The sequence below is a fragment of the Streptomyces laculatispora genome (assembly GCF_017353455.1).
GTDB classification, from domain to species: Bacteria; Actinomycetota; Actinomycetes; order Streptomycetales; family Streptomycetaceae; genus Streptomyces; species Streptomyces laculatispora.
Window position 1 is genome coordinate 1 of record NZ_JAFMPZ010000527.1, and the last position, 20090, is coordinate 20090.

Sequence of the window (20090 nt, forward strand, 5' to 3'; positions counted from 1 at the left end):
CGCCGTCGTACGGCCGGACGACGGCGCGACCATCCTCACCTTCGGCGACAAGGGGGCCGGGAAGACCAGCACAGCGCTGCTACTCGCCTCGCACGGCTGGCAGCTCCTCGCCAACGACCGGGTGCTGGTCCGGCCGACCGGCGAGCGGGACGTCGAGGTCGTGCCCTGGCCGTCCGCCGCCGCCCTCGGCCTCGGACTGCTCCACTCGCTCGGCTGGGACGACACGGCGCGCGAGCACCTGCGGGCCGGGGGCAGCTTCCACCCGACGCAGCACGCCTCCGTGACCGAGGCGCTGCTCGCCGGCGACCACACGCCGCTGTGGGAGAACGCGAAGCGGGAGCGGAAGGTCCAAGTGTTCCCGGACCAGTTCCCGGACCTGTTCGACGTGCCCTTGGCCACCGGCGGCCGGGCGGCGGCTCTCCTCTTCCCTCAGATCGACGCCGACGCCGCGCCGGACGTCGTCGACGGCACCCGCACGCTGGGCGAGGCCGACTTCATGTCGGGTAAGACGGAGGACCGGTACCCGGACGTCTTCGGACAGGCTCAGGGCGTGGACGGCGGCGGCAGGGCGAGCGCCAGGGAAGAGGTGGCGGCCCGCCTTGCCGAGCTGCCACACCGCGCGGTCCGGCTCAGCCACGACATCCCGGCCAGCGCCGCAGTGTTGAGCAAGCTCGCAGACACGTTCTGACGAATTCCGCCTTCGACCGCGCTGCCCCATGGGCGCCGCTGGGGGACTCCACCCATCGCAACCCCGGCCCCGATGCATCAGCCGGTGCCGGTCACCGGCGCCCGGCGGACGGACCAGCGTCCTGCCGGTTCGGGGGGCGAAGGCTGAGTGTCTAGTTCTGGACGCTCAGGCTTTTCGCGTGAATCACGACAAACAGCCTGTGCACCCACGGGTGCACCATTCCTCCGTTGGGACCGGCCGGGACCGGCCGGGACCGGCCAGGACCCGCCAGGACCGGATCGTTTCCCGAGGTCAGCGCGTTATCGCAGGTCAGGTGGGGTGTACGTATCCGGTTCGAGTCCGGTTCCGGGCACTCAATCCGTCCCACGGGTTGAGTGCCGATGCGGCCGACTCGGCAGCCCCCTCGCGTGGGCGTTCGGAGCGCTGCGGGCGGGTCGGCTGCGGGTTGGCAGCTCATGTCCGGGGTGCACCCGGCCGTCAGCTGACGCGTTGAGTGGCGAACAGTTCCAGGTGCCAGCAGGTGGGGCAGCGGTAGGCGTCGATCTGCCAGTGCGGCCTGCCCGCCCTCTTCGCGCCGCCCAGCGGGCCGCGCTGGAGGGCGCCCGCGATCCACCGCGCGTACCCGCGAGATCCCTGACCGGAGTCCTCGACGAAGCCGGATTCCAGCCCCACCGCACCGCACTGGCTGCACCGTATGTTGTTCATCGGGGGAGTGTAGTGAGCGGCCGGGGGGCATGTGGGCCCGACCGTGTGATGCGCGGTCCAGGGCGAGAGCCCGGCCGGGAACCCCTGGCCGTCCGGTGCCGGGACTCAGGCCGCCTCGTGCGGGGCTTCCCCGGCCGGAGCCGCACCGGCAGCCGGTGCGGGGCGGGCCGAGGCGCGGTGGGTGAGGGCGCAGGCGGCGGAGCCCAGGGCGAAGCCGTAGACGGATACGAGGCCGTGGCCGTTGGACTGGGCGAGCCAGATCACCAGGCCGAGCGCGGGTACGGCGGCCGCGAGCACGGTCTCCTTCAGGCTCTCCCGGTCGTGGCGGCGGCCGGTGCGCAGCGTGCGCCGGAGCAGGGCGGCGGACAGGGTCGCGGCGAGGAAGTACGTGGCGCCGGAGCTTCCGGCGAAGTTGCGGGGGTCGGTGCTGTGGCCGTTCTCGCCGAACAGGGCGTCGATGTACTCGGGCAGGAGAATGCCGGCGAGGAAGAGGCCCAGCGTGAGCGGCGCGCCCCAGAACCAGTTGGCCAGGGCGGCGATGACGGCGAGGGTGGCGATGTTCCATGCTCCGCCGAGGAGACCGCCGTTCTGCATGAAGGTCGCGGTGACGGTCCGCCACCAGCCGGACCTGGCGGGGTCGCTGTCGAGGGCGTCCATCGCACCGGACCAGCAGAGCTGGGTGATCACCCCGGCGAGGGCGACCGCGGTCAGTCCCACCGCCGCCCACGGGATGCGGCGCCCCCGCAGGGTGTCCTGGCCGACGAGGGCCAGTCCGCCGTTGAGCATCAACATCATCAGTGCCGCCGTGGTCACGTTGAACAGCAGTCCGCCCATCGCCACCACCCCCCTTCAAACGCTGTTTGATTCCCGTCGGTGATGACAGTAGGTGCGTCTCCGTCAATTTTCAAACGATGTTTGAAAGTCGGCTACAGTAGGTCTCATGAAGCTGAGCACGGACCGGATCATCGACGCCGGCATGGCGGTGTTCGCCGAAGCCGGCTACCACGGGTTGTCCATGCGGCAGGTGGCGAAGCGGCTCGACGCGCACGCCGGCAGCATGTACTACCACGTGCCCAACAAGAGCGCCCTGCTTCAGCTGATGGCCGACCGGCTGGCTCAGCAGGCCTACGACGCGGGCAGTGCCGCGCTGGCCGCACTGCCGGACGGGGCCGGGTGGCCGGAGCGGGTCGAGGCCCAGGCCGTCTCGCTCCGGCAGAGCCTGCTGAGGCATCCCGGCGGCGCGGTCATGTTCGCCGACAGCCCGAAGGTGCTCAGTGCCGGAGCGCTATCCCTCATGGAGCGGCTGCTGCGGACGCTGAGGGACGCCGGTATCCAGGACGAGCACCTGGGCATCGCCGGCGACACGGTGTTCAGCCACATCACCGGGTACGTGCTCCAGGAACAGGGCGAGTCGCCCGCCATCGACGTCAGCGCCGACGACGTCGCCGGACTCCACCGGCGCTTTCCGATGACCGTGGCCGCGGCGGCTGTCCACGGCCCGGACGAGAAGTTCGTCCGCAGCGTGCGCCTGCTCTGCGCCGGAATCCGGGCGGTCGGCGAGACAGGGCGTCCGTGACACCGCACCAACGGTGTGCCGTGACGCCGCATCACCGTTGTGCGCAGTGCCCGTGCCGTCGCTGACGGCACACCCCCGCCACGGACTACGGGACAGCCCTGGGCTGCGGGCATGGACGGCAACGCATCGGGCAGCGCCTCCGGCGCCGAGGTTCCTCGCGGCGGAGGTCGGTCACCCTTCGGTGATCATGGCTCACGCGCTGTGGACATCCGGTGGCGGCTGTGGAGAATGGACTTCCTCATCCGGTCGCAGTGGGGGTCACATGAGTGTGATGTCAATTGGCGGGTTAGCGCTCATAGTCGTCATAGTGGTGGCCTATTTTCTGCCGACCATTATCGCTTTCGCGCGAGGGGTGTCGAACAGTGGCTCCGTACTTGTGCTGAATCTGTTCCTGGGCTGGACCCTGGTTGGCTGGGTCGTGGCGCTGGCGATGGCGGCGCGCAGCAGTCAGCCGCGTCCGCGGATGTGAGCTGTCCGGCCCTGCGGTGAATTCCCGTCGAGGTGACGGTGCGACAAGACGCCAAAGCATGACGGCGTTCCAGTATCAAGGCGTCAAGACATCAAGACTCAAGACGGCAAGCGCCAATCCGTCCATCTCCATGAATCATGAATCATGAATCGTGAACGTGGGTTGTGGGCCGGCTTCCGTGACGGTCCGCCGGCTCTCCGGCGGACCGTTCCCGCGGCGCGGCGCGGCGCGACGCCGCGCGACGCGATGCGAACCGGCCAAGTCGTGCGACGTGGCATGGCGGCCCCGGAGGCCGGGTGCCACGGCCCGTCGCCACGGTGCGTGACGCCCTCCGTGCAACCCGCCACGCGCCGCCCTCTTTGTCCGCGGGGCGGGTCCCATCGACCCGGTGGCGTCTCCGAATTGGGACCTGGATTGGGCCCACGGGCCCGTGCCGTATCAGGCGCACCTCTCATAGCCTCCCTGCCCTAGGGCCATACGGGAGGACAAGCCATGCCGCGGACGAGGTATCGGGAGCCCATACCCAGCAGCAGACGGGGTGACCGGGGAGCCACCGCGTTCGAGTACCTCGGCACGATCCTGGTCGTCGTCTCCCTCATCGGCGGTATGGCGGTGGCCGGTCTGGGCGGGCAGATCAGCCACCGGATCCACTGCCTTGTCGCATCGATCGGCGGCGGCAGCGGCGGATGCGACACGGGCAAGGGCGCTGAGGCGGGCGGCGATCCCAACGCCGATTTCGAGCCCATCACTTGTGCGACGGTCACGAAGTCCGGTACGCAGGGCGGCAAGATAGGCATCTCGTTCGAGACGCTCGGTATTGAGTTCGGAGGCGAATTCGGCTTCGAGGAAACGACGTCCAAGGCCAAGACCGACGTCAATAAAGACGGAAAGATCGACGGCAAGGACGAGCAGGTCTCGCTCACCTTCACGGATGCCGCCTCGGTGAAGGGTACGGAGAAGCCCAAGGCCCGCGTCAAGATCGGCGATGTGGGCAAGGACAAGGTCGAGATCGGTGCCGGTCTCACGGTAACCACGGGCGATACCTGGGTGTTCGACAGCCAGAAGGAAGCCGACCAGTTCCGCAAGGACCTCCAGGAGTACAAGAAGCTCAACCGGCTGAACAAGCTCTCCAATCTCAGCCCGGTCGTGGGCGGCGCCACCGAGGTCGCCAGCTGGTTCGGCAAGGGGCCGAGGGCCAAGGAGAGCCGCCTCAAGAAGAACATCGAGGACAAGCTCGGCAACAAGCACATCACCACCCAGAAGCTGAGCCTGGAGGTCGCCGCTCAGGCCGGGTTCCAGTTCGGCGCGGGGATGAACGCCCCGGACACGACCAACCCCGACGGCACGACCACCCCGGCCCCCAAGCCGGGCGCCACCATCGAGGCGGGCGTCAAGATCTCCGAGGCCCAGGAGGTCACCCTGACGCAGAACCACATCAACAACACCGACGCGTACACCTACCAGGCCAAGGCCACCGGTGGTGCGTACGCGAAGGGGGAGGCCGGACCGGCCAAGGCCGGTGCCGAGGCCAACGGCTCGGCGGCGGGCGCCATCACCGTCACGGTCGACAGCAAGACCGGCAAGCTGAAGAGCATCACGATGACGCGGACCCTTGAGGGGAAGGCAGAGGCCAACGCCGGCCTCAAGGGGGACGTCAACGGCAACAAGAAGGGCGGCGGGACGACCACCCAGGTCGTCACGACCACGGTTCCGCTGGACGACAAGAACCTCTCCCAGGCGGAGTCCGACCGCATCAAGGCCCAGATGTTCTCCGGGCAGGGCATGAACAGTGCGTTCAACTACCTGTTCACCGGCACGCCGGTCCCGACCGAGGACCCCGGTACCGACGACCCGTTCGGCCACTACGCGTTCCAGCACGGCCAGGTCAGCAAGCAGGAGTACGACGGTTCCTCCTCGTCCGAGGAGATCGGTCTCGACGTCAATCTGGAGGTGGCGGGCATCAACGGCGCCTACACCAGCTCCGAGAGCGAGAAGAACCTGCAGAAGGCCGAGTTCCTGGGGGCTCCCACCAACGGGCAGCGCTCCTTCGTCCCGTACAGCTACTGTGCGAACTGATCGATCAGTACTAGGAGACGTGATCATGACCTACCGTTCCCTCCGCCGGACGGTGCAGGCCGTCGCCGTCACGACCGCTGTCCTCACCGCCGGTCTGGCACTCTCCGGGTGCGGCTCGGAGAAGAAGGACGCACCGGCCGCGCCCAGCGGTTGGAAGGAGCTGTCGGGGCCGACCGTGTCGCTCTCCTACCCGGCCGGTCTCACCGAGCAGGGCAAGGCGGAGCTCGGCAAGCTCAACGACGCCGCGGCTCTCCGTACTGAGGGCGACCGGCCCACGGTCAAGGTGTCGATCCAGAGCGGCTTCGCCAACGCCTCGAACGGGGACGACGCGGCCTCGGTCGGCAGGGCCCTCCTCATGGCGACCACCGAGGTGAAGGACACCAAGGACGCCGACATCAAGGGTGCGAAGGGTGCCAAGCGCATCGACTTCAGCTACACCGGTACGGGTGTGCCGCAGTCGCCCCCGAAGGGCGCCAAGGTCAACGGCGTGGTCATCACCGGCGTCGACTCCAAGGGCAAGATCTACTCCGTGCGCATCGACGCCCAGGCGGGCAAGCTGAGCGACGCCGACCGGACGAAGATCGTCGACAGCATCGAGGTGAAGTAGTGCCCGAGCGCCGGCCGACGACGAAGAGGCAGTCGAATGCCCCGATTTGACGCATCCCGCGGGTACGCTCCCGCCCCCGCCGGTGACAGGCCCCGGCTGTTCGATCTGATGCTGCCCTGGGCCGCGGGCATCCTGGTGACCCTGATCGCGGAGCTGGGCGTCGCGGTGGTCGTGTGGGACTGGGTGGCGGGCGACGACCCGTCGAACGTGGCCTCGCCCGCCCGTACCATCCTGTTCCTGCACCTGCCGTCCGCTGTCTGCATCGCGCTCGGCACCTGGGCCGCCGCCGCGCTGCACCGTTCGCCGTCACGGGATTCGCGCGTACGGCACGGCCTCGCCGCGTTCGCGCCCGCCGTCGCCCTGCAACTGGTGATCTACGTGTCCCAGGGGGGCGACCTCACGGTCATCACCTTCCTGGTTCAGCTGGCGGTTCTGCTGGTGGGCTGTGCGGTGGGCTTCCTCGCCGACAGGCTGCGCAACGGCTAGAAGGAATCAAGGCAGGCTTCGACGGACCAAGGAATCCATGAACACGTCGTACGTACTGATCGGTGTGGTCGCCCTGGTGGCGCTCAGGTCCCTGGGGCGGACCGCCCAGCAGCTGCGCGGAGCGCGCTCCGGTGTCTCCGCGCCGGCGCGCTGCATCCGTGTGTACGAGCGCGACTCGGCGACCGGCTCGTCGAACGACCGGCGGGCCTGGCACGTCTTCGCGTTCACCGCGCAGAACGGTGAGTGGGTCGAGTTCCAGGACGGCGGCAACCGGCGCTTCATCGAGGGCGCGCGGGTCACGGTGCGATACGACCCCGCCGATCCGAAGCGCACCGCCACGCTGGCCGGCAGCCCGCGCGCGGCCCTGACCGAGGGGGCCGTCGCCCTGGTCCTGATGGGGCTCGTGCTGGTGATGTTCCTGACCGGCTTCCCGGAGAACCTGTTCTCCTGACGAGCACGGGAGGCACCGAGGCCTCCCGTGCTCGGCGTACCGCTGGTCCGGGGACGCTTCGCGCTATCCGTGCCGGCCGACCTCGTAGTCGCCCGCGGGCTGCTGGGTGATCACGTTCAGGCGGTTGAAGGCGTTGATGACGGCGATGACAAGCACCAGGGCGGCGAGCTGGTCGTCGTCGTAGTGCTTGGCGGCGTTCGCCCAGACCTCGTCCGGGACGCCACCGGCCGCGTCGGCGATACGGGTGCCCTGCTCCGCCAACTCCAGGGCGGCGCGCTCGGCGTCGGTGAAGACGGTGGCCTCCCGCCAGGCCGCGACCAGATTGAGGCGCAGCTGGGTCTCCCCGGCGTGCGCGGCCTCCTTGGTGTGCATGTCGATGCATCCGGCGCAGCCGTTGATCTGGCTGGCGCGGAGCTTCACCAGCTCCTGTGTCGCGAGCGGCAGCGTGGACTCCGAGAGCATGTTGCCGGCGGCGACGATGTGCTTGAGGGCCTTGGCCGCGACCGGGCTGCCGAAGGGGTTCAAACGGGCGTTCATGGTGCACTCCCTTGCAGATTTTTGGTGCCTGTACCTCTTCGACGGACCAGCTCGGCGAGACGTAACACCATTCAATGTGACGCACGTCTCTCTGTCGCGCTCGCGGTGCGGTCACTCACGGGGACGGCCGGCTACCGGTGCACGTTCGCGCGCGAGCGAGCCATCGGGACCGGGTGGAGCGCGCGGCCCGGGATGCCTCGGACGGCCCCGGCGCCCCGGCCCGGGGCAAGTGGCGTACCGCGCGGGAGGCCAGGGGGAGGGTGGCTGCGGCGGCGGAGACGATGCCGGCCGCCCCGGCGACGCGGAAGGCGCCGTACGTCTGGGCCAGCGGGCCGACGCACAGCTGGCCGACCGGGATCGCGATGTACGAGAGCAGCTCGTCGTAGGAAGCCACGCGCGAGAGCACATGCGGCGGGACGTGCTCCTGAAGTGAGGTGTCCCAGCCGACCGTGGTGACGGCGGAGCCGAGCCCGGCGACGAACGCGGCGGCGAGCAGCCACGGGGCGTGCAGATGCGCACCGAGCGCGAGCAGCGGGAGCGCGGCGAGTGCGCTCGCCAGCTGTCCGAGACGCAGCAGGCGCCGGACCACCAGCCTGTACATGAGGAGGCTCGACACCAGCAGGCCGATGCCGCGGACGCTGAGCACGAATCCCCAGGTCGCCTCGCCACTGATCTGCCGGGTGAGCTGGGGGCCGAGGATCTGCCAGGTACCGGTCTGGGCCAGATTCATCAGGCAGAAGGACAGTGTGCCGATCCACACCCAGCGGATCGCGCGGAACTCCGTCCACCCGTCGCGGATGTCGGCAGCCAGGGCGGTCGCCCGCCGTGGTGCGCTCGTGTCGACGGCGCGGGCCTGCCGTGGCGTGTTCGCGTCGCCGGGGAACGTGAGCCGTGCGAGGAAGCCCGCCGCCAGCAGGTAGGTGCACGCGTCGAAGGCGATGGCGGGGCCGCTGCCGGCCGCCACCACGAGCACGCCCGACAGGCTCGGCCCGAGGATCTTCGTGGCGTTGCGTGCGGTTCCCAGCAGGGAGTTCGCCTGTTGGAGCCGGGCCCTGTCGACGAGTTGCGGTACGACTCCGCGCAGGGCCGGGGCGGTGAACGCGCCGAGTGTGCCGTTGAGGAACTCCAGTACCGCCACCGGAACCAGGGAGTAGTGGCCGGTCAGCAGGAGCGCCGCGACGCCGCCCTGGGTGAGTGCCGAGCCCAGGTGGGTGGCGACCAGCACGTTACGGCGCGAGAAGCGGTCGGCTACGGCGCCGCCCACCAGCAGCAGCGCCAGCAGCGGCAGCATGTGGACGGCCAGCACCACACCGAGGTCATGGGCGCTGCCGGAGGCGTCCAGAACCGCGAACGCCAGCGCGACCGGAGCCATCGAGCTGCCGAGCAGAGACACCAGACGCCCGGCGTAGAACGCGCGGAACCGCGGCTGCTTGAGAAGAGACGCGGTGGGAGGCGGAGTGGGAGAAGGAGTGGGAGAGGGAGTGAGTGGCGGCGTGAGAGGCGGATGCACCGGCAGCATTCTGCGGAGACCCTCCCGGTGCGCGCTAACGTTTCGGCAGGAGGCGAAAGATGGTGCTGCTGCGGCTGAGCCCGATGGCCCTGTCCCGGTCCAGGTTCGCGCTGTCGCCGCTGGCCGAGACGCTGGGGTCGATGAGCGTGCTGACCAAGCCGTGCTCCGATCCGTGGCTCGCTCCCTGGTACACCCGGCACCGCGACCCCTTCCTCGCCGTGCTGGACGCCGACCCCTTCGCCAAGGGGCTGGTCGAGCTGATCGGCTCGACCAAGTACCTGCCCGGCTTCGTCACCCTCCCGCCGTCCGGCGGGATGCGCACCGCGCTCGCCGATGAGCTGGGGCCCGTCGCCGCCGCCCCCGACGCGGCCGTGCGCGCCGACCTCGAAGCGGCGGTCGCGCACAGCTGGAAGCGGCACGACCTGGAGTGGCTGACCGGGCACGGCTGGGGAGCCCGGACGGCCGGCCTGTTCCGGTACACGTGGGAGGCGCACATCCGTCCGGACTGGCCGCGCCGCCGGGCGCTGCTGGAACGGGACGTCAGCCACCGGGCGGGACTGCTGGCCGCCTACGGCTGGCCCCGCGCCCTCCAGCAGATGAACCGTCGCAGCGCCTGGGTCGGCGCGGACGCGATCCGCTTCAGCGACCAGCCCGGCCCGGACCGCGTCGTCGGCGGGGACGGAATGCTGTTCGTGCCGGTCTGTGTGACGAGCGGCACCTGGCTCTCCGAGGAGCAGCCCGCCCGGTACGCCCTGGTCTACCCGGCCCGCGGGTCCGCTGCCGCCGCCACCGGCCGGCCGGAGCCCGCCCACGCCCTGGAACGGCTGATCGGCACCGGCCGCGCCGCCGTGCTCCACGAGCTGGAACGCCCCGCCACCAGCACCGAACTCGCCCTCCACTTCGGCCAGTCGCTCGGCACCGTCGGAGGGCACCTGGCCGTCCTGCGCGACGCCGGCCTGATCTCCGGTACGAGAGCCGGCCGGCGTGTCGTCTACCGGCGTACCGGGGCCGGCGATGTCCTCGCCGGACGGCCCGAGCCCTGATCAGGGGCCGTGCGCGGCCGGGGCATTCCCACCGCCGCCTCCGCCGCCCGGCCCCGGAGGAGGATCGGGGAAAGATCCTCCCCTGGCACTAGGGAGTTTGTTTTGCCTACCCATTACTCTTGTCCCAAGGCCGCGCTGGGTGGCCATGGAGGAGTGAGATGAGGAGCAGCAACCCGGTCTTCTCGCGACGGGGCTTCAGCCGCGACAACGGTTACGCGAACTTCAACGCGGCACCGCAGGCCGGGGCCCCAGTAGCGGGTGCCAACCCATACGCCACCAACCCCTACGCCCAGCCGGACGCCCAGTACGGCGCCCCGCAGGCGCCGGCGCGTTCCGGTGTGATGACGATCGACGACGTCGTCACCCGTACGGCGCTGACGCTGGGCACGGTCGTGGCCGGTGCCGCCGTCGCCTGGGCTCTGCTCCCGGTCGACGAGGCCAACCTCAACAAGTCGTACGGCATCGCGATCGGCGCCGCGCTGATCGCCTTCGTGCTGTCGCTCGTCCAGTCCTTCAAGCGCACCCCGGTCCCCGCGCTGATCATCGCGTACGCGGCCTTCGAGGGCGTGTTCCTCGGGGTCATCTCCAGCGCGGTCAGCACGTACATCGGACCGGGCGTCGTGATGCAGGCGGTGATGGGCACCATGTGTGTCTTCGCCGGTGTGCTGTTCGCGTACAAGATGCGCTGGATCCGCGTCACCCGCCGGTTCTACGGCTTCGTGATGGCGGCCGCCATGGGCTTCATGCTCCTGATGGTGGTCAACCTGCTGTTCGCCGCCTTCGGTGGCGGTGACGGCCTCGGCTTCCGCAGCGGCGGCCTCGGCATCCTCTTCGGTGTCATCGGCATCGTCCTCGGCGCGTGCTTCCTGGCCCTGGACTTCAAGCAGGTCGAGGACGGCATCGCGTACGGCGCCCCGCGCGAGGAGTCCTGGCTGGCGGCCTTCGGCCTCACCATGACCCTGGTGTGGATCTACCTGGAGATGCTGCGCCTGCTCTCCATCCTCAGCGGCGACGACTAGGGTCTTTCGTTTGGATCAGGCTGGATCAGGGAGCGGGGTCCGGTGCGTGCAGATGCAAGGCGGAGGAGGGAGTCAATGCGGAGCATTGGCGACCGACGACAACACGGCAGGTGCGCGTGCCGGACCCCGCGAGCCCGGCATGATCCAAACGAGAGGCCCTAGACCTGTCGGATCATCGGATCCGCCGCTCAAGTGAACGGCCCGCAGGCTCCTTCGACGGAGCCTGCGGGCCGTTCACGTTTCGCGGGGACGTGGGCTACGGAAGTTTGCGGGCCGCTCTTCGCAGGTCGCACTCGTGGATGATCGCCTTCGCGTGTCCATGGGCGAGGTCGTGTTCGCTCCGCAGCCGGCCGGCCTTCTCCTCGAAGCGGAGAGCGGGGCCGTCCTCGACGGTGTGGAGTCAGTCGGAGATCTCACGACCGGTGCAGTGCGGGATTCTGGAGAGCAGATGGCGATGGGTCTCTTCGGAGGAGACTTGGGACATCGGCGCCTCCGACGCGCTGGGCGCGGTACTGGTCCTTCCCGACACCGTGCCTGAGCGTCGGCCCGTTGGTAACCGTCCCGGAGGGGCGCGTAGGGTCGCGGAGTGCTCGATACGACGCCCCTGATCATTGCCGTGGACCGATTCGCCGACCGGCTGCGTGCCGCCCCGCAGAGCAGGCTGCAGCGGGGAGCGGCGGCCGAAGGGCTGGCCGTGGCCAGGCAATTGGCGGTGCGGGCCCAGCGCATCGAGACGCCGGACCGGGAGCCGAGGACCATGCCGGACGCCGGGATGTTCGCGATCGGCGACCAACTCGCGGTCGCGGGGCGGGACCTGGCCGTGGCACTGGAAATGGCCCCGCCGGCGGAGCTGGACGAGGCCGTGCAGTTCATCGAGGAAGCGACCGCGCGGGCGTTCGCCTAGGCGACAGGCGCCGGGCGCTCGCTGCGTGCGGTGTGCCGGGGCAGCGGCCGGCGAGGGCCACTGTGCCGGGGGAGGGGCCGGACGACCGGTCCGCGGGCTAGAAGCTCGCGATGACGCGGTCGGCCAGTATGTACACGTTCTCCCTGCCGCACGAGAACGTCAGCGCGAACGCACCGGAGACCCCGGAACCGCCCAGCAGCACCGGGTGCTCACCGGACCGCAGCGACTCGGCCAGCCGCTCGGCCGTCTCCCGGTGGCCGGGGGTCATGCAGAGCGTGGTGCCGTCGGCGAAGACGTAGACGTCGAGGGTGCCGAGCGGGCCGGGCCGCACGTCGGAGAGTTCCGTACGGCTGTCGGCGAGCTCTTCCAGACGGTTCACCGTACGCTCGTGATCGGTGACAACGGGTGTCTGCACCGGCACGAAGTCGGGGTGCGAGGGGTGGCGGCGACGGGCCGCGGCCAGCTCGGGGGAGTCTTCGGCGAACTCCGCGATCTCGGGGAACTCGGTGATGTCGGCCAGCTCGGCCAGTTCCGTCAGCTCCTCCAGCGCCTCGGCGGCGTCGAGGTCCATCGCCTCCAGGCCGGCGAAGTCCGCCTGGCGCGGCATGAAGAACGGGGCGTCCTCGCCGATCCCGGCCAGACCGCCCAGCAGGGACGGGGCGTCGGCGGCGTCGCGCGCCTCCTGCGAGGCCCAGAAGGCCCGCGCCTCGGCGAGCTCGCGCTCCCGCTCCTCGGCCAGCGCCTCGGCGACCGCCGCGCGTATTTCCGCGGCAGGGGTGGCGTCGTTACGGCTCTGGGCGGGGACGGTGGCGGCCTGGGCGCGGCCGTCGGCCAGCTCCCTTCGGAGGGCCGATACCTGCTTACTCAGCCCGTGAGCGGCGTGCAGAGCAGCAGCGCCCACGGCCGTGGCAGCGACGGTGGTCAGCAACAGGGCAAGAGGCATGGCGCTCACTGACATACTCCCGGTTTCAATCGATCCCCCGACTTCCTACATCAGCTTGGCCTGTACCGGCACCATGTGTCAGTGCATTACGTCACGAATTGGACAGGTCTTTGTGCCTGAGGTTTAGCCCCGATGCGGGTGTGACCTGCGGGAATGACTCTCCCCCAGGAGATAGGTCACATCCTGGGGGAGATTCGGTCACGGTCGGGGCTCGGAACCGGCCACGCAGGCCGGTTCCGGAAGGCCCGAAAGGCCCGAAGAGCCCGGCGGGCGGGCCCTGTGGCAGGCCCTCTCCGGCCGTGCCCGGCCGGCCGCCGCCGCGTTCAACGGGATGCGGCGATGCTCAGCTCAGTCGCTCGATGACCATCGCCATGCCCTGGCCGCCGCCCACGCACATCGTCTCCAGGCCGAACTGCTTGTCGTGGAACTGCAGGCTGTTGATCAGCGTGCCGGTGATCCGCGCGCCGGTCATGCCGAAGGGGTGGCCGACGGCGATGGCGCCGCCGTTGACGTTGACCTTGTCCAGCGGCAGGCCGAGGTCACGGTAGGACGGGATCACCTGGGCGGCGAAGGCCTCGTTGATCTCGGCCAGGTCGATGTCGTCGATGCCCAGCCCGGCCCGCTTCAGCGCCTGCTTGCTCGCCTCGACCGGTCCGTAGCCCATGATCTCGGGGGAGAGGCCGGAGACGCCGGTGGAGACGATCCGGGCCAGCGGGGTCAGACCCAGCTCGCGCGCCTTGGTGTCGGACATGATCACCAGTGCCGCGGCGCCGTCGTTGAGCGGGCAGCAGTTGCCCGCGGTGACCAGGCCGTCGGGGCGGAAGACCGGCTTCAGGCCCTGCACGCCTTCCAGGGTGACGCCCGCACGCGGGCCGTCGTCCTTGGAGACCACCGTGCCGTCCGGTGTCGTCACCGGGGTGATCTCGCGCTCCCAGAAGCCGTTCTTGAGGGCTTCCTCGGCCAGGTTCTGCGACCGGACGCCGAACTCGTCCATGTCCTGGCGGGTGACGCCCTTGGTCCGGGCCAGGTTCTCCGCGGTCTGCCCCATCGAGATGTAGGCGTCCGGCACCAGGCCGTCCTCGCGCGGGTCGTGCCAGCTCGCACCGGACTCCTCGGCGCGGGCCGCGGTGCGGGCCTCGGCGTCGGCGAACAGCGGGTTGTGGGTGTCCGGCCAGCTGTCGGAGTTGCCCTTGGCGAACCGGGACACCATCTCGACACCGGCCGAGATGAACACGTCGCCCTCGCCGGCCTTGATGGCGTGCAGCGCCATGCGGCTGGTCTGGAGGGAGGAGGAGCAGTAGCGGGTGACCGTGCAGCCGGGAAGGTGGTCCATCCCCATCTGTACGGCGATGATGCGGCCCAGGTTGTTGCCCTGCTCGCCGCCGGGGAGGCCGCAGCCGAGCATCAGGTCGTCGATGTCCTTGGGGTCCAGCTCGGGGACCTTGGCCAGTGCGGTCTGGATGATCGTGGCGGTCAGGTCGTCCGACCGCAGGTCCTTCAGCGAGCCCTTGAAGGCCCGGCCGATGGGGGAACGGGCAGCAGAGACGATCACGGCTTCGGGCATCACGCGGCTCCATGAGGGCTGGAAGGCTGTCTGGCTGGACTGCTCTGGAAGTTACCCGGACGTACTGCTGAGGTCACCCGACAGGGCGTGTGATGCGGGCCTCTTTTCTAAGCGACCGCTCAGTCAGCTGGCGGTGACCGTGGCAGTGACCGTGACGGCGATGGCGGCGGTCGTGGTGGCGGTGCGGCACCCCGCTCATACGTGCCGGGGCGAGGTGCCCGTGTCGGTGCCCGGACGCCGGTCCACCCGGGTGGAGCCGCCCTGCTCCCCGGGCGGCCCCAGCTGCGGATGCGGATGCGGTTCCGTGGCCGCGGGCAGACGCCGCCGCCTGCGGTGCTTGAGGAGCGCCCAGGGTGCCCGCGCCCCGGTGACCTCCGTACCGGCCTCCCTGGCCGCCTGGGAGGCCGCCTTGGCCACCGGCAGCATGTCCTCGCGCCGGGCGCCGTCCAGGCGATCGGACTCCGGCCACAGCCCGAGCACCGCGCAGACGGTCGGCAGCAGCGCCATCGCGGCCGTCGCGTAGCCCTCGGCCGAGGGGTGGTAGTTGTCCGGGCCGAACAGCTCCCGCGGGTTCGCCTCGAACTCCGGGCCCAGCAGGTCGCCCAGCGACACCGTGCGCCCGCCCTGCTCCACCGAACCGATCGTCTGCGCCGCCGCCAGCTGCCGGCTCGCCCGCCGGGCCAGCCATCGCAGCGGCTGGTAGACCGGCTCGATCGTGCCCAGGTCCGGGCAGGTGCCGACCACCACCTCGGCCCCCGACGTACGCAGCCTGCGCACCGCCGTGGTCAGACAGCGCACCGACTGCGTCGCGGGCATCCGGTGCGTCACATCGTTCGCCCCGATCATGATCACGCAGATGTCCGGGGCCCGGGACGGATCCGCCAGCAGCAGTGAGACCTGCCGCTCCAGATCGTCCGACCGGGCTCCCGGCTGCGCGACATTGCGCAGATCCACCGGCCGCTCCGAGACGGCCGCCAGCCCCGAGGCCAGCAGCGCCCCGGGTGTCTGCCCGGCCCGCCGCACGCCCTGCCCGGCCGCCGTGGAATCCCCCAGCAGCACCAGCTGCAGCGGGGCCGTCCCTCCGGCGAACGCCACTCCGTACCGCCCGTCCGCACTCGGCGGGACCGGTGCGCTGCCGCCGCCCACCAGCCGCTTCGCCAGCTGGACCTCCGCCAGCACCACGCCTACCGCCGCAGCGCCCAGCAGCCCGACGCTGCCGCCGCCGTAGGCCGCGCCCGCCGCGATCCGCCGTGCCACCCTCGCTCTCGACACAGTCCGGTCCACCTCCTGGTTGCCCTGCGGCCTCCCCCGCGACTGCCTGCGGCGTCGCGGGGGAGGCCGATACCGCCGTACACAGAGCTAACTGCCCCCAAGGCACCGTCGTTCAATCGCTTCGCCCATTCCCGCCCCCGTACGCATACTCTTGCCGCACCATCTCGGAGACCCCGGAGTACACGGTGCAATTCCACGATTCGATGATCAGCCTCGTAGGCAACACCCCGCTGGTGAGGCTGCGCAGTGTGACGGCCGGCATCCAGGCGACGGTCCTGGCCAAGGTCGAGTACTTCAACCCCGGCGGCTCGGTCAAGGACCGGATCGCCCTTCGCATGATCGAGGCCGCCGAACAGAGCGGCGAGCTGCAGCCCGGAGGCACGATCGTCGAGCCGACGAGCGGCAACACGGGCGTCGGCCTGGCGATCGTCGCGCAGCAGAAGGGCTACAAGTGCATCTTCGTCTGCCCGGACAAGGTGTCCACGGACAAGATCAATGTGCTGCGCGCCTACGGGGCCGAGGTCGTCGTCTGCCCGACGGCGGTCGACCCCGACCACCCGGACTCCTACTACAACGTCTCCGACCGGCTGGTCCGTGAGACGCCCGGAGCCTGGAAGCCCGACCAGTACTCCAACCCGAACAACCCGCGCTCCCACTACGAGACCACCGGTCCCGAACTGTGGGAGCAGACGGACGGGAAGATCACCCACTTCGTGGCGGGGGTCGGCACCGGCGGCACGATCAGCGGCACCGGCCGCTATCTGAAGGAGGCCAGCGGCGGCGCGGTCAAGGTCATCGGCGCGGACCCGGAGGGCTCGGTCTACTCGGGCGGCTCCGGCCGGCCGTATCTGGTCGAGGGCGTCGGCGAGGACTTCTGGCCGACGGCGTACGACCGGACGGTCACCGACGAGATCGTCGCCGTGTCCGACAAGGACTCCTTCCAGATGACCCGCCGGCTCGCCAAGGAGGAGGGCCTGCTGGTCGGCGGCTCCTGCGGCATGGCGGTCGTCGGCGCCCTGGAGGTCGCGAAGCGGCTGGGGCCGGACGACGTGGTCGTCGTCCTGCTCCCGGACAGCGGGCGCGGCTACCTGAGCAAGATCTTCAACGACGAATGGATGGCGGACTACGGCTTCCTGGAGGACACCGGTCCCTCCGCACGCGTCGCGGACGTCCTCGACTACAAGGACGGCCCGATCCCGACGCTCGTCCACATGCACCCGGAGGAGACCGTCGGCGAGGCGATCGACGTCCTGCGCGAGTACGGCGTCTCGCAGATGCCGATCGTGAAGCCGGGCGCGGGCCATCCCGACGTGATGGCCGCCGAGGTCATCGGCTCGGTGGTCGAGCGGGAGCTGCTGAACGCGCTCTTCGCCCAGCGCGCCTCGCTCACCGACCCGCTGGAGAAGCACATGTCCTTGCCGCTGCCGCAGGTCGGCTCCGGCGAACCGGTCGAGGACCTGATGGCGGTGCTCGGCGGTACGGGCGCGGCGGACGCGGCGATCGTGCTGGTGGAGGGCAGGCCCAAGGGCGTGGTCAGCAGGCAGGACCTGCTGGCCTTCCTCGCCAAGGACGCGGCAGCGGTCACCAAGCCGTAGACCGGGCCCGCGGGAGAAGCCGCAGGCCGGGCCCGCGGGAGGAGTCCGCGCGCGGGCTTCGCGAAAACGGTACGAGCGCGACACGTACCCGCAGCACCGGCTTAACACGGCTCGGGCAGATTGGTGGGTGTCGGCAGGGAAACCCGCCGGCACCGGTACGGCGACACGGACTACGGAGCGGCTCCCGGACCTCCACTGTCGCCCGGATGCGAGACCGGCCCTGACCCGGACCGCGTCCCTCGCGGGGACCGCCGTCGTCCCGCCCCCTGGGAAACCGGGGGTGCGGCGGTCCCCGCGATACATCTGTGCGCGGGGTTCCCGCGCCGTCCCGCTCTCAGGGGCCGCCCGGTTCCCGCCGCCGCTCAGTCCTCCCAGTCGGACTTCTGCCCCTCGACGTCCCGGCGCCGGAAGAGCCGCCCGCCGCGGGCGACCTGGAAGGCGTTGACACCGACGATCCCGAGCCAGGCCACGATCAGCCCCTGGATGCCCGCGTTGGCGACACCGATGGCCGACAGCGGGATGGCCAGGACCAGCGAGATGATCGCGAATCCGTACTGCTCACCGAAGTGCCCCGCGGGGGGCTCCGGCGAACTCGCCCCCCGGGCGACGACGATCTGCTGCTCCGCGAGATGACGCCTGACCCGCCGGTCGAGCGTGCCGTCGAGCCGCTGCTCCACCTTCTCCAGAAACGACTCGACGAGCGCGGACTCGTACTCGGCCCCCAGCTCGCTGCGGGCCTGAAGGGTGGCGTCGAGCTCCTTCTTGAGCTCGGTGTCGGGTGCGTCCATAGCCCTACGGTACGAAGCCGGGGCGGCCGGGTCAGTGGGGCTAACCCCCCTGTTTGTAAGGGGGATCGGCGCCGCGCCGGCCGCGGGGGCGGCACTGCCCGGAGAGGGAGGCACACCGGCTCCTCCTCTGCCGGGCGGGTGATCGTCCTGCTCCGGCGCTGAGACACCGACGCGAGGAACTCGTGGGGGCCCACGCCGGTGTGCACCAGGCCGCGGTCCGCCGGACACCGAAGGCCGCGATTGATCCAGGACTGATCACCGCCCCCCGCGGGCCCGCGACGGGCTTGGGGGCGGCGCCGGCCGAGCCGGCAGCGGGCGGGCTTCCGTGAGCCGTCCGGGCGGGGCGCCGGAACGCGGCCGTCTGCATATGGACATGCAGACGCCTTGCTGGCTGAATGGATTCGTCGGTGCCGGACCGCGGCGCGACGGATCTACCGAGGGGACAGGATGAGCGGGAGCAGCCCGGCCGCGAGATTGCAGCAGCTGTTCGAGGGGCGCAGGCTCACCCCCACCCAGCGGCGCATCGCGCACTCGATGGTGCGAAGGGCCGGCGACGCCCCGTTCCTTTCCAGCGTCGAGCTGGCCGAGCTGGCCGGGGTGAGCCAGCCCTCCGTCACCCGGTTCGCCGTGGCGCTCGGCTTCGACGGCTACCCCGCGCTGCGCAGACATCTGCGCGAGGTCACCCCGGCCGGACCTGTCGCGGGCACCGGGGAGGACACGTACAACGAGTACCAGCAGGCGGTGCTCGCCGAGATCGAGAACCTGCGCCACCTCGCCGAACTGCTCGCCGACCCGGGGCCGGTCGAGCGGGCCGGGCGGCTGCTCGCCGCCTCGCGTCCACTGCCCGTGCTCGGGCTGCGCGCCGCCTCCTCGCAGGCCCGGGGCTTCGGGTACTTCGCCGCCAAGGTCCACCCCGACGTCCGGGTGCTCGACGAGGGCGGCAGCATGCTGCACGACCGGATCGACGCCGCCCGCCGGGCCGGGGCCAGCGCGCTGATCTGCTTCGCGCTGCCGCGCCACCCCAGGGAGGTCGTGGACGCCCTCGCGTACGCGCGGGAACAGGGGCTGACCGTGGTGTCGGTCGCGGACTCCGCCTTCGCCCCGGTGGCCGGCCACAGCGATCTGCTGATCCCGGCCGCCGTCGGGACCGGGCTCGCCTTCGACACGGCGTGCGCCCCGATGCTGCTCGGGCGGGTGCTCCTGGAGTCCATGTGCGACGCCCTGCCGGACGCGCAGGCGCGGCTGGAGGAGTTCGACGCGAGGGCGGCGGCGCGGGGCCTGTTCATCGAGTGAACCGCGCGGCCACGCGCGCCCCCGCGCAGCGCGACGGCTCCCGGTCGCCGCTCGGGTCCGGCTCCTGATCCGTGTCCCGGGCGCCGCTCGGGCACGCGCCTCGATCCGTTTCTCAGGCACCGCTCATGTGCGGCCCCTAATCTGCGCCCACGGAACGAGCACAGGGCCCGTCGGAGAGGGGTACGGACGTGGGGCGCGGAGCGCAGTCGTTGGCGAGAGTGGCCGTGATCGTACGGGCCGGCGCGGCACCGATGTGGTGGCCGGGGCTGCTCGCCGCGGCCATCGGGGCACTGGTGCCGGGGCTCACCGGCCGGCGCATCGGACTGCTGGCCGGGGCCGCGCTGTTCCTGGTCACCATGGCCGTCGTGGCTTCGGTACGCGGCAAGCGGTACACCGCACTGGCCCGGGGAGCCACCCGGGCGGGCCGCGCCGACTTCCTCCAGGACCGGGCCGTGACCGTACGCAACTGGCGTCGCGGGCACCGCTGGTGGCTGCGACGCCAGTTGAGTACGGTCACGGCCCGGGCCCTGTCCCTTTTACACATCTCCGAGCCCACGAGACGTA

General features: G+C 70.7%; 19 protein-coding genes and 3 pseudogenes. 13 read left to right on the forward strand and 9 right to left on the reverse strand.

What is annotated here, in order from left to right; genetic code table 11:
* Window positions 1-688 (forward strand): annotated as a pseudogene (locus J1C73_RS27800) (hypothetical protein); the annotation flags it as partial.
* A 477-nt stretch (window positions 689-1165) separates the two neighbouring features.
* Here J1C73_RS27800 and J1C73_RS27805 read toward each other — a convergent pair.
* Both J1C73_RS27805 and J1C73_RS27810 read right to left on the reverse strand, forming a co-directional pair.
* Window positions 1166-1393 carry a hypothetical protein gene (locus J1C73_RS27805; RefSeq protein ID WP_207318794.1) on the reverse strand — a complete coding sequence of 76 codons (228 nt, stop codon included), beginning with the start codon at window positions 1391-1393 and terminating at the stop codon, window positions 1166-1168.
* 105 nt (window positions 1394-1498) lie between these two features.
* Window positions 1499-2227: a hypothetical protein gene (locus J1C73_RS27810; protein ID WP_207318795.1), complete on the reverse strand. Its 729-nt coding sequence runs from the start codon at window positions 2225-2227 to the stop codon at window positions 1499-1501.
* Window positions 2228-2333: 106 nt separating this feature from the next.
* On the opposite strand from J1C73_RS27810, the gene J1C73_RS27815 reads away from it, so the two are divergent.
* From J1C73_RS27815 to J1C73_RS27840, 6 genes are all read left to right on the forward strand, one after another.
* Window positions 2334-2969, forward strand: a complete 636-nt coding sequence (locus J1C73_RS27815) for a TetR/AcrR family transcriptional regulator (protein WP_207318796.1) — start codon at window positions 2334-2336, stop codon at window positions 2967-2969.
* A gap of 262 nt (window positions 2970-3231) precedes the next feature.
* Window positions 3232-3438, forward strand: a complete 207-nt coding sequence (locus tag J1C73_RS27820; protein WP_164494332.1) for a superinfection immunity protein — start codon at window positions 3232-3234, stop codon at window positions 3436-3438.
* Between the two features lie 492 nt (window positions 3439-3930).
* On the forward strand, window positions 3931-5514 hold the full coding sequence (locus J1C73_RS27825; protein ID WP_207318797.1) for a hypothetical protein: 1584 nt from the start codon (window positions 3931-3933) through the stop codon (window positions 5512-5514).
* Window positions 5515-5539: 25 nt separating this feature from the next.
* The gene (locus J1C73_RS27830) at window positions 5540-6121 is read left to right on the forward strand and encodes a hypothetical protein (protein ID WP_207318798.1); all 582 of its coding nucleotides are present in this window, start codon (window positions 5540-5542) and stop codon (window positions 6119-6121) included.
* A gap of 36 nt (window positions 6122-6157) precedes the next feature.
* Window positions 6158-6607: a hypothetical protein gene (locus J1C73_RS27835; protein WP_207318799.1), complete on the forward strand. Its 450-nt coding sequence runs from the start codon at window positions 6158-6160 to the stop codon at window positions 6605-6607.
* Between the two features lie 37 nt (window positions 6608-6644).
* Entirely contained in the window at window positions 6645-7058 is a 414-nt protein-coding gene (locus J1C73_RS27840) for a DUF3592 domain-containing protein (protein ID WP_207318800.1), read from the forward strand.
* Between the two features lie 63 nt (window positions 7059-7121).
* Here J1C73_RS27840 and J1C73_RS27845 read toward each other — a convergent pair whose 3' ends face one another.
* On the reverse strand, window positions 7122-7595 hold the full coding sequence (locus J1C73_RS27845; RefSeq protein ID WP_207318801.1) for a carboxymuconolactone decarboxylase family protein: 474 nt from the start codon (window positions 7593-7595) through the stop codon (window positions 7122-7124).
* A 115-nt stretch (window positions 7596-7710) separates the two neighbouring features.
* A complete protein-coding gene (locus J1C73_RS27850; RefSeq protein WP_207318802.1) occupies window positions 7711-9114 on the reverse strand; it encodes an MFS transporter in 1404 nt (467 codons plus the stop codon).
* A gap of 50 nt (window positions 9115-9164) precedes the next feature.
* Between J1C73_RS27850 and J1C73_RS27855 the strand changes: the two genes are divergently transcribed.
* Together J1C73_RS27855 and J1C73_RS27860 are read left to right on the forward strand one after the other, a co-directional pair.
* The gene (locus tag J1C73_RS27855; protein ID WP_242644795.1) at window positions 9165-10148 is read left to right on the forward strand and encodes an ArsR/SmtB family transcription factor; all 984 of its coding nucleotides are present in this window, start codon (window positions 9165-9167) and stop codon (window positions 10146-10148) included.
* Between the two features lie 158 nt (window positions 10149-10306).
* Window positions 10307-11167: a Bax inhibitor-1/YccA family protein gene (locus J1C73_RS27860; protein ID WP_123459742.1), complete on the forward strand. Its 861-nt coding sequence runs from the start codon at window positions 10307-10309 to the stop codon at window positions 11165-11167.
* 256 nt (window positions 11168-11423) lie between these two features.
* Here J1C73_RS27860 and J1C73_RS27865 read toward each other — a convergent pair.
* Window positions 11424-11651 (reverse strand): annotated as a pseudogene (locus tag J1C73_RS27865) (DUF4287 domain-containing protein).
* A 102-nt stretch (window positions 11652-11753) separates the two neighbouring features.
* Here J1C73_RS27865 and J1C73_RS27870 point away from each other — a divergent pair.
* Entirely contained in the window at window positions 11754-12071 is a 318-nt protein-coding gene (locus J1C73_RS27870) for a hypothetical protein (protein WP_207318803.1), read from the forward strand.
* Window positions 12072-12168: 97 nt separating this feature from the next.
* Here the strand turns inward: J1C73_RS27870 and J1C73_RS27875 are convergent, their stop codons facing one another.
* The 3 genes from J1C73_RS27875 to J1C73_RS27885 all read right to left on the reverse strand — a co-directional run bounded on the left by J1C73_RS27875 (window position 12169) and on the right by J1C73_RS27885 (window position 15835).
* Window positions 12169-13029 (reverse strand): hypothetical protein, encoded by an 861-nt coding sequence (locus J1C73_RS27875; RefSeq protein ID WP_207318804.1) that lies wholly within the window; start codon window positions 13027-13029, stop codon window positions 12169-12171.
* 328 nt (window positions 13030-13357) lie between these two features.
* Entirely contained in the window at window positions 13358-14578 is a 1221-nt protein-coding gene (locus tag J1C73_RS27880; RefSeq protein ID WP_207318805.1) for an acetyl-CoA C-acetyltransferase, read from the reverse strand.
* Window positions 14579-14773: 195 nt separating this feature from the next.
* Window positions 14774-15835: an SGNH/GDSL hydrolase family protein gene (locus J1C73_RS27885; protein ID WP_207318810.1), complete on the reverse strand. Its 1062-nt coding sequence runs from the start codon at window positions 15833-15835 to the stop codon at window positions 14774-14776.
* A 200-nt stretch (window positions 15836-16035) separates the two neighbouring features.
* Here J1C73_RS27885 and J1C73_RS27890 point away from each other — a divergent pair, with 200 nt between their 5' ends.
* Window positions 16036-17445 (forward strand): cystathionine beta-synthase, encoded by a 1410-nt coding sequence (locus J1C73_RS27890; protein WP_207318806.1) that lies wholly within the window; start codon window positions 16036-16038, stop codon window positions 17443-17445.
* A gap of 362 nt (window positions 17446-17807) precedes the next feature.
* On the opposite strand, the gene J1C73_RS27895 is transcribed toward J1C73_RS27890, so the two are convergent.
* A complete protein-coding gene (locus J1C73_RS27895; protein WP_207318807.1) occupies window positions 17808-18233 on the reverse strand; it encodes a hypothetical protein in 426 nt (141 codons plus the stop codon).
* A gap of 447 nt (window positions 18234-18680) precedes the next feature.
* Between J1C73_RS27895 and J1C73_RS27900 the strand changes: the two genes are divergently transcribed.
* Window positions 18681-19526 carry a MurR/RpiR family transcriptional regulator gene (locus J1C73_RS27900; RefSeq protein WP_207318808.1) on the forward strand — a complete coding sequence of 282 codons (846 nt, stop codon included), beginning with the start codon at window positions 18681-18683 and terminating at the stop codon, window positions 19524-19526.
* A gap of 188 nt (window positions 19527-19714) precedes the next feature.
* Window positions 19715-20090: pseudogene (locus J1C73_RS27905) on the forward strand (hypothetical protein); the annotation flags it as partial.

Coding starts and splice junctions, on each gene's coding strand:
- J1C73_RS27840 (WP_207318800.1), top strand. CDS start 6,645: ATGAACACGTCGTACGTACTGATCGGTGTGGTCGCCCTGGTGGCGCTC.
- J1C73_RS27830 (WP_207318798.1), top strand. CDS start 5,540: ATGACCTACCGTTCCCTCCGCCGGACGGTGCAGGCCGTCGCCGTCACG.
- J1C73_RS27815 (WP_207318796.1), top strand. CDS start 2,334: ATGAAGCTGAGCACGGACCGGATCATCGACGCCGGCATGGCGGTGTTC.
- J1C73_RS27845 (WP_207318801.1), bottom strand. CDS start 7,595: ATGAACGCCCGTTTGAACCCCTTCGGCAGCCCGGTCGCGGCCAAGGCC.
- J1C73_RS27850 (WP_207318802.1), bottom strand. CDS start 9,114: ATGCTGCCGGTGCATCCGCCTCTCACGCCGCCACTCACTCCCTCTCCC.
- J1C73_RS27855 (WP_242644795.1), top strand. CDS start 9,165: ATGGTGCTGCTGCGGCTGAGCCCGATGGCCCTGTCCCGGTCCAGGTTC.
- J1C73_RS27860 (WP_123459742.1), top strand. CDS start 10,307: ATGAGGAGCAGCAACCCGGTCTTCTCGCGACGGGGCTTCAGCCGCGAC.
- J1C73_RS27875 (WP_207318804.1), bottom strand. CDS start 13,029: ATGTCAGTGAGCGCCATGCCTCTTGCCCTGTTGCTGACCACCGTCGCT.
- J1C73_RS27810 (WP_207318795.1), bottom strand. CDS start 2,227: ATGGGCGGACTGCTGTTCAACGTGACCACGGCGGCACTGATGATGTTG.
- J1C73_RS27805 (WP_207318794.1), bottom strand. CDS start 1,393: ATGAACAACATACGGTGCAGCCAGTGCGGTGCGGTGGGGCTGGAATCC.
- J1C73_RS27900 (WP_207318808.1), top strand. CDS start 18,681: ATGAGCGGGAGCAGCCCGGCCGCGAGATTGCAGCAGCTGTTCGAGGGG.
- J1C73_RS27820 (WP_164494332.1), top strand. CDS start 3,232: ATGAGTGTGATGTCAATTGGCGGGTTAGCGCTCATAGTCGTCATAGTG.
- J1C73_RS27835 (WP_207318799.1), top strand. CDS start 6,158: ATGCCCCGATTTGACGCATCCCGCGGGTACGCTCCCGCCCCCGCCGGT.
- J1C73_RS27825 (WP_207318797.1), top strand. CDS start 3,931: ATGCCGCGGACGAGGTATCGGGAGCCCATACCCAGCAGCAGACGGGGT.
- J1C73_RS27880 (WP_207318805.1), bottom strand. CDS start 14,578: ATGCCCGAAGCCGTGATCGTCTCTGCTGCCCGTTCCCCCATCGGCCGG.
- J1C73_RS27895 (WP_207318807.1), bottom strand. CDS start 18,233: ATGGACGCACCCGACACCGAGCTCAAGAAGGAGCTCGACGCCACCCTT.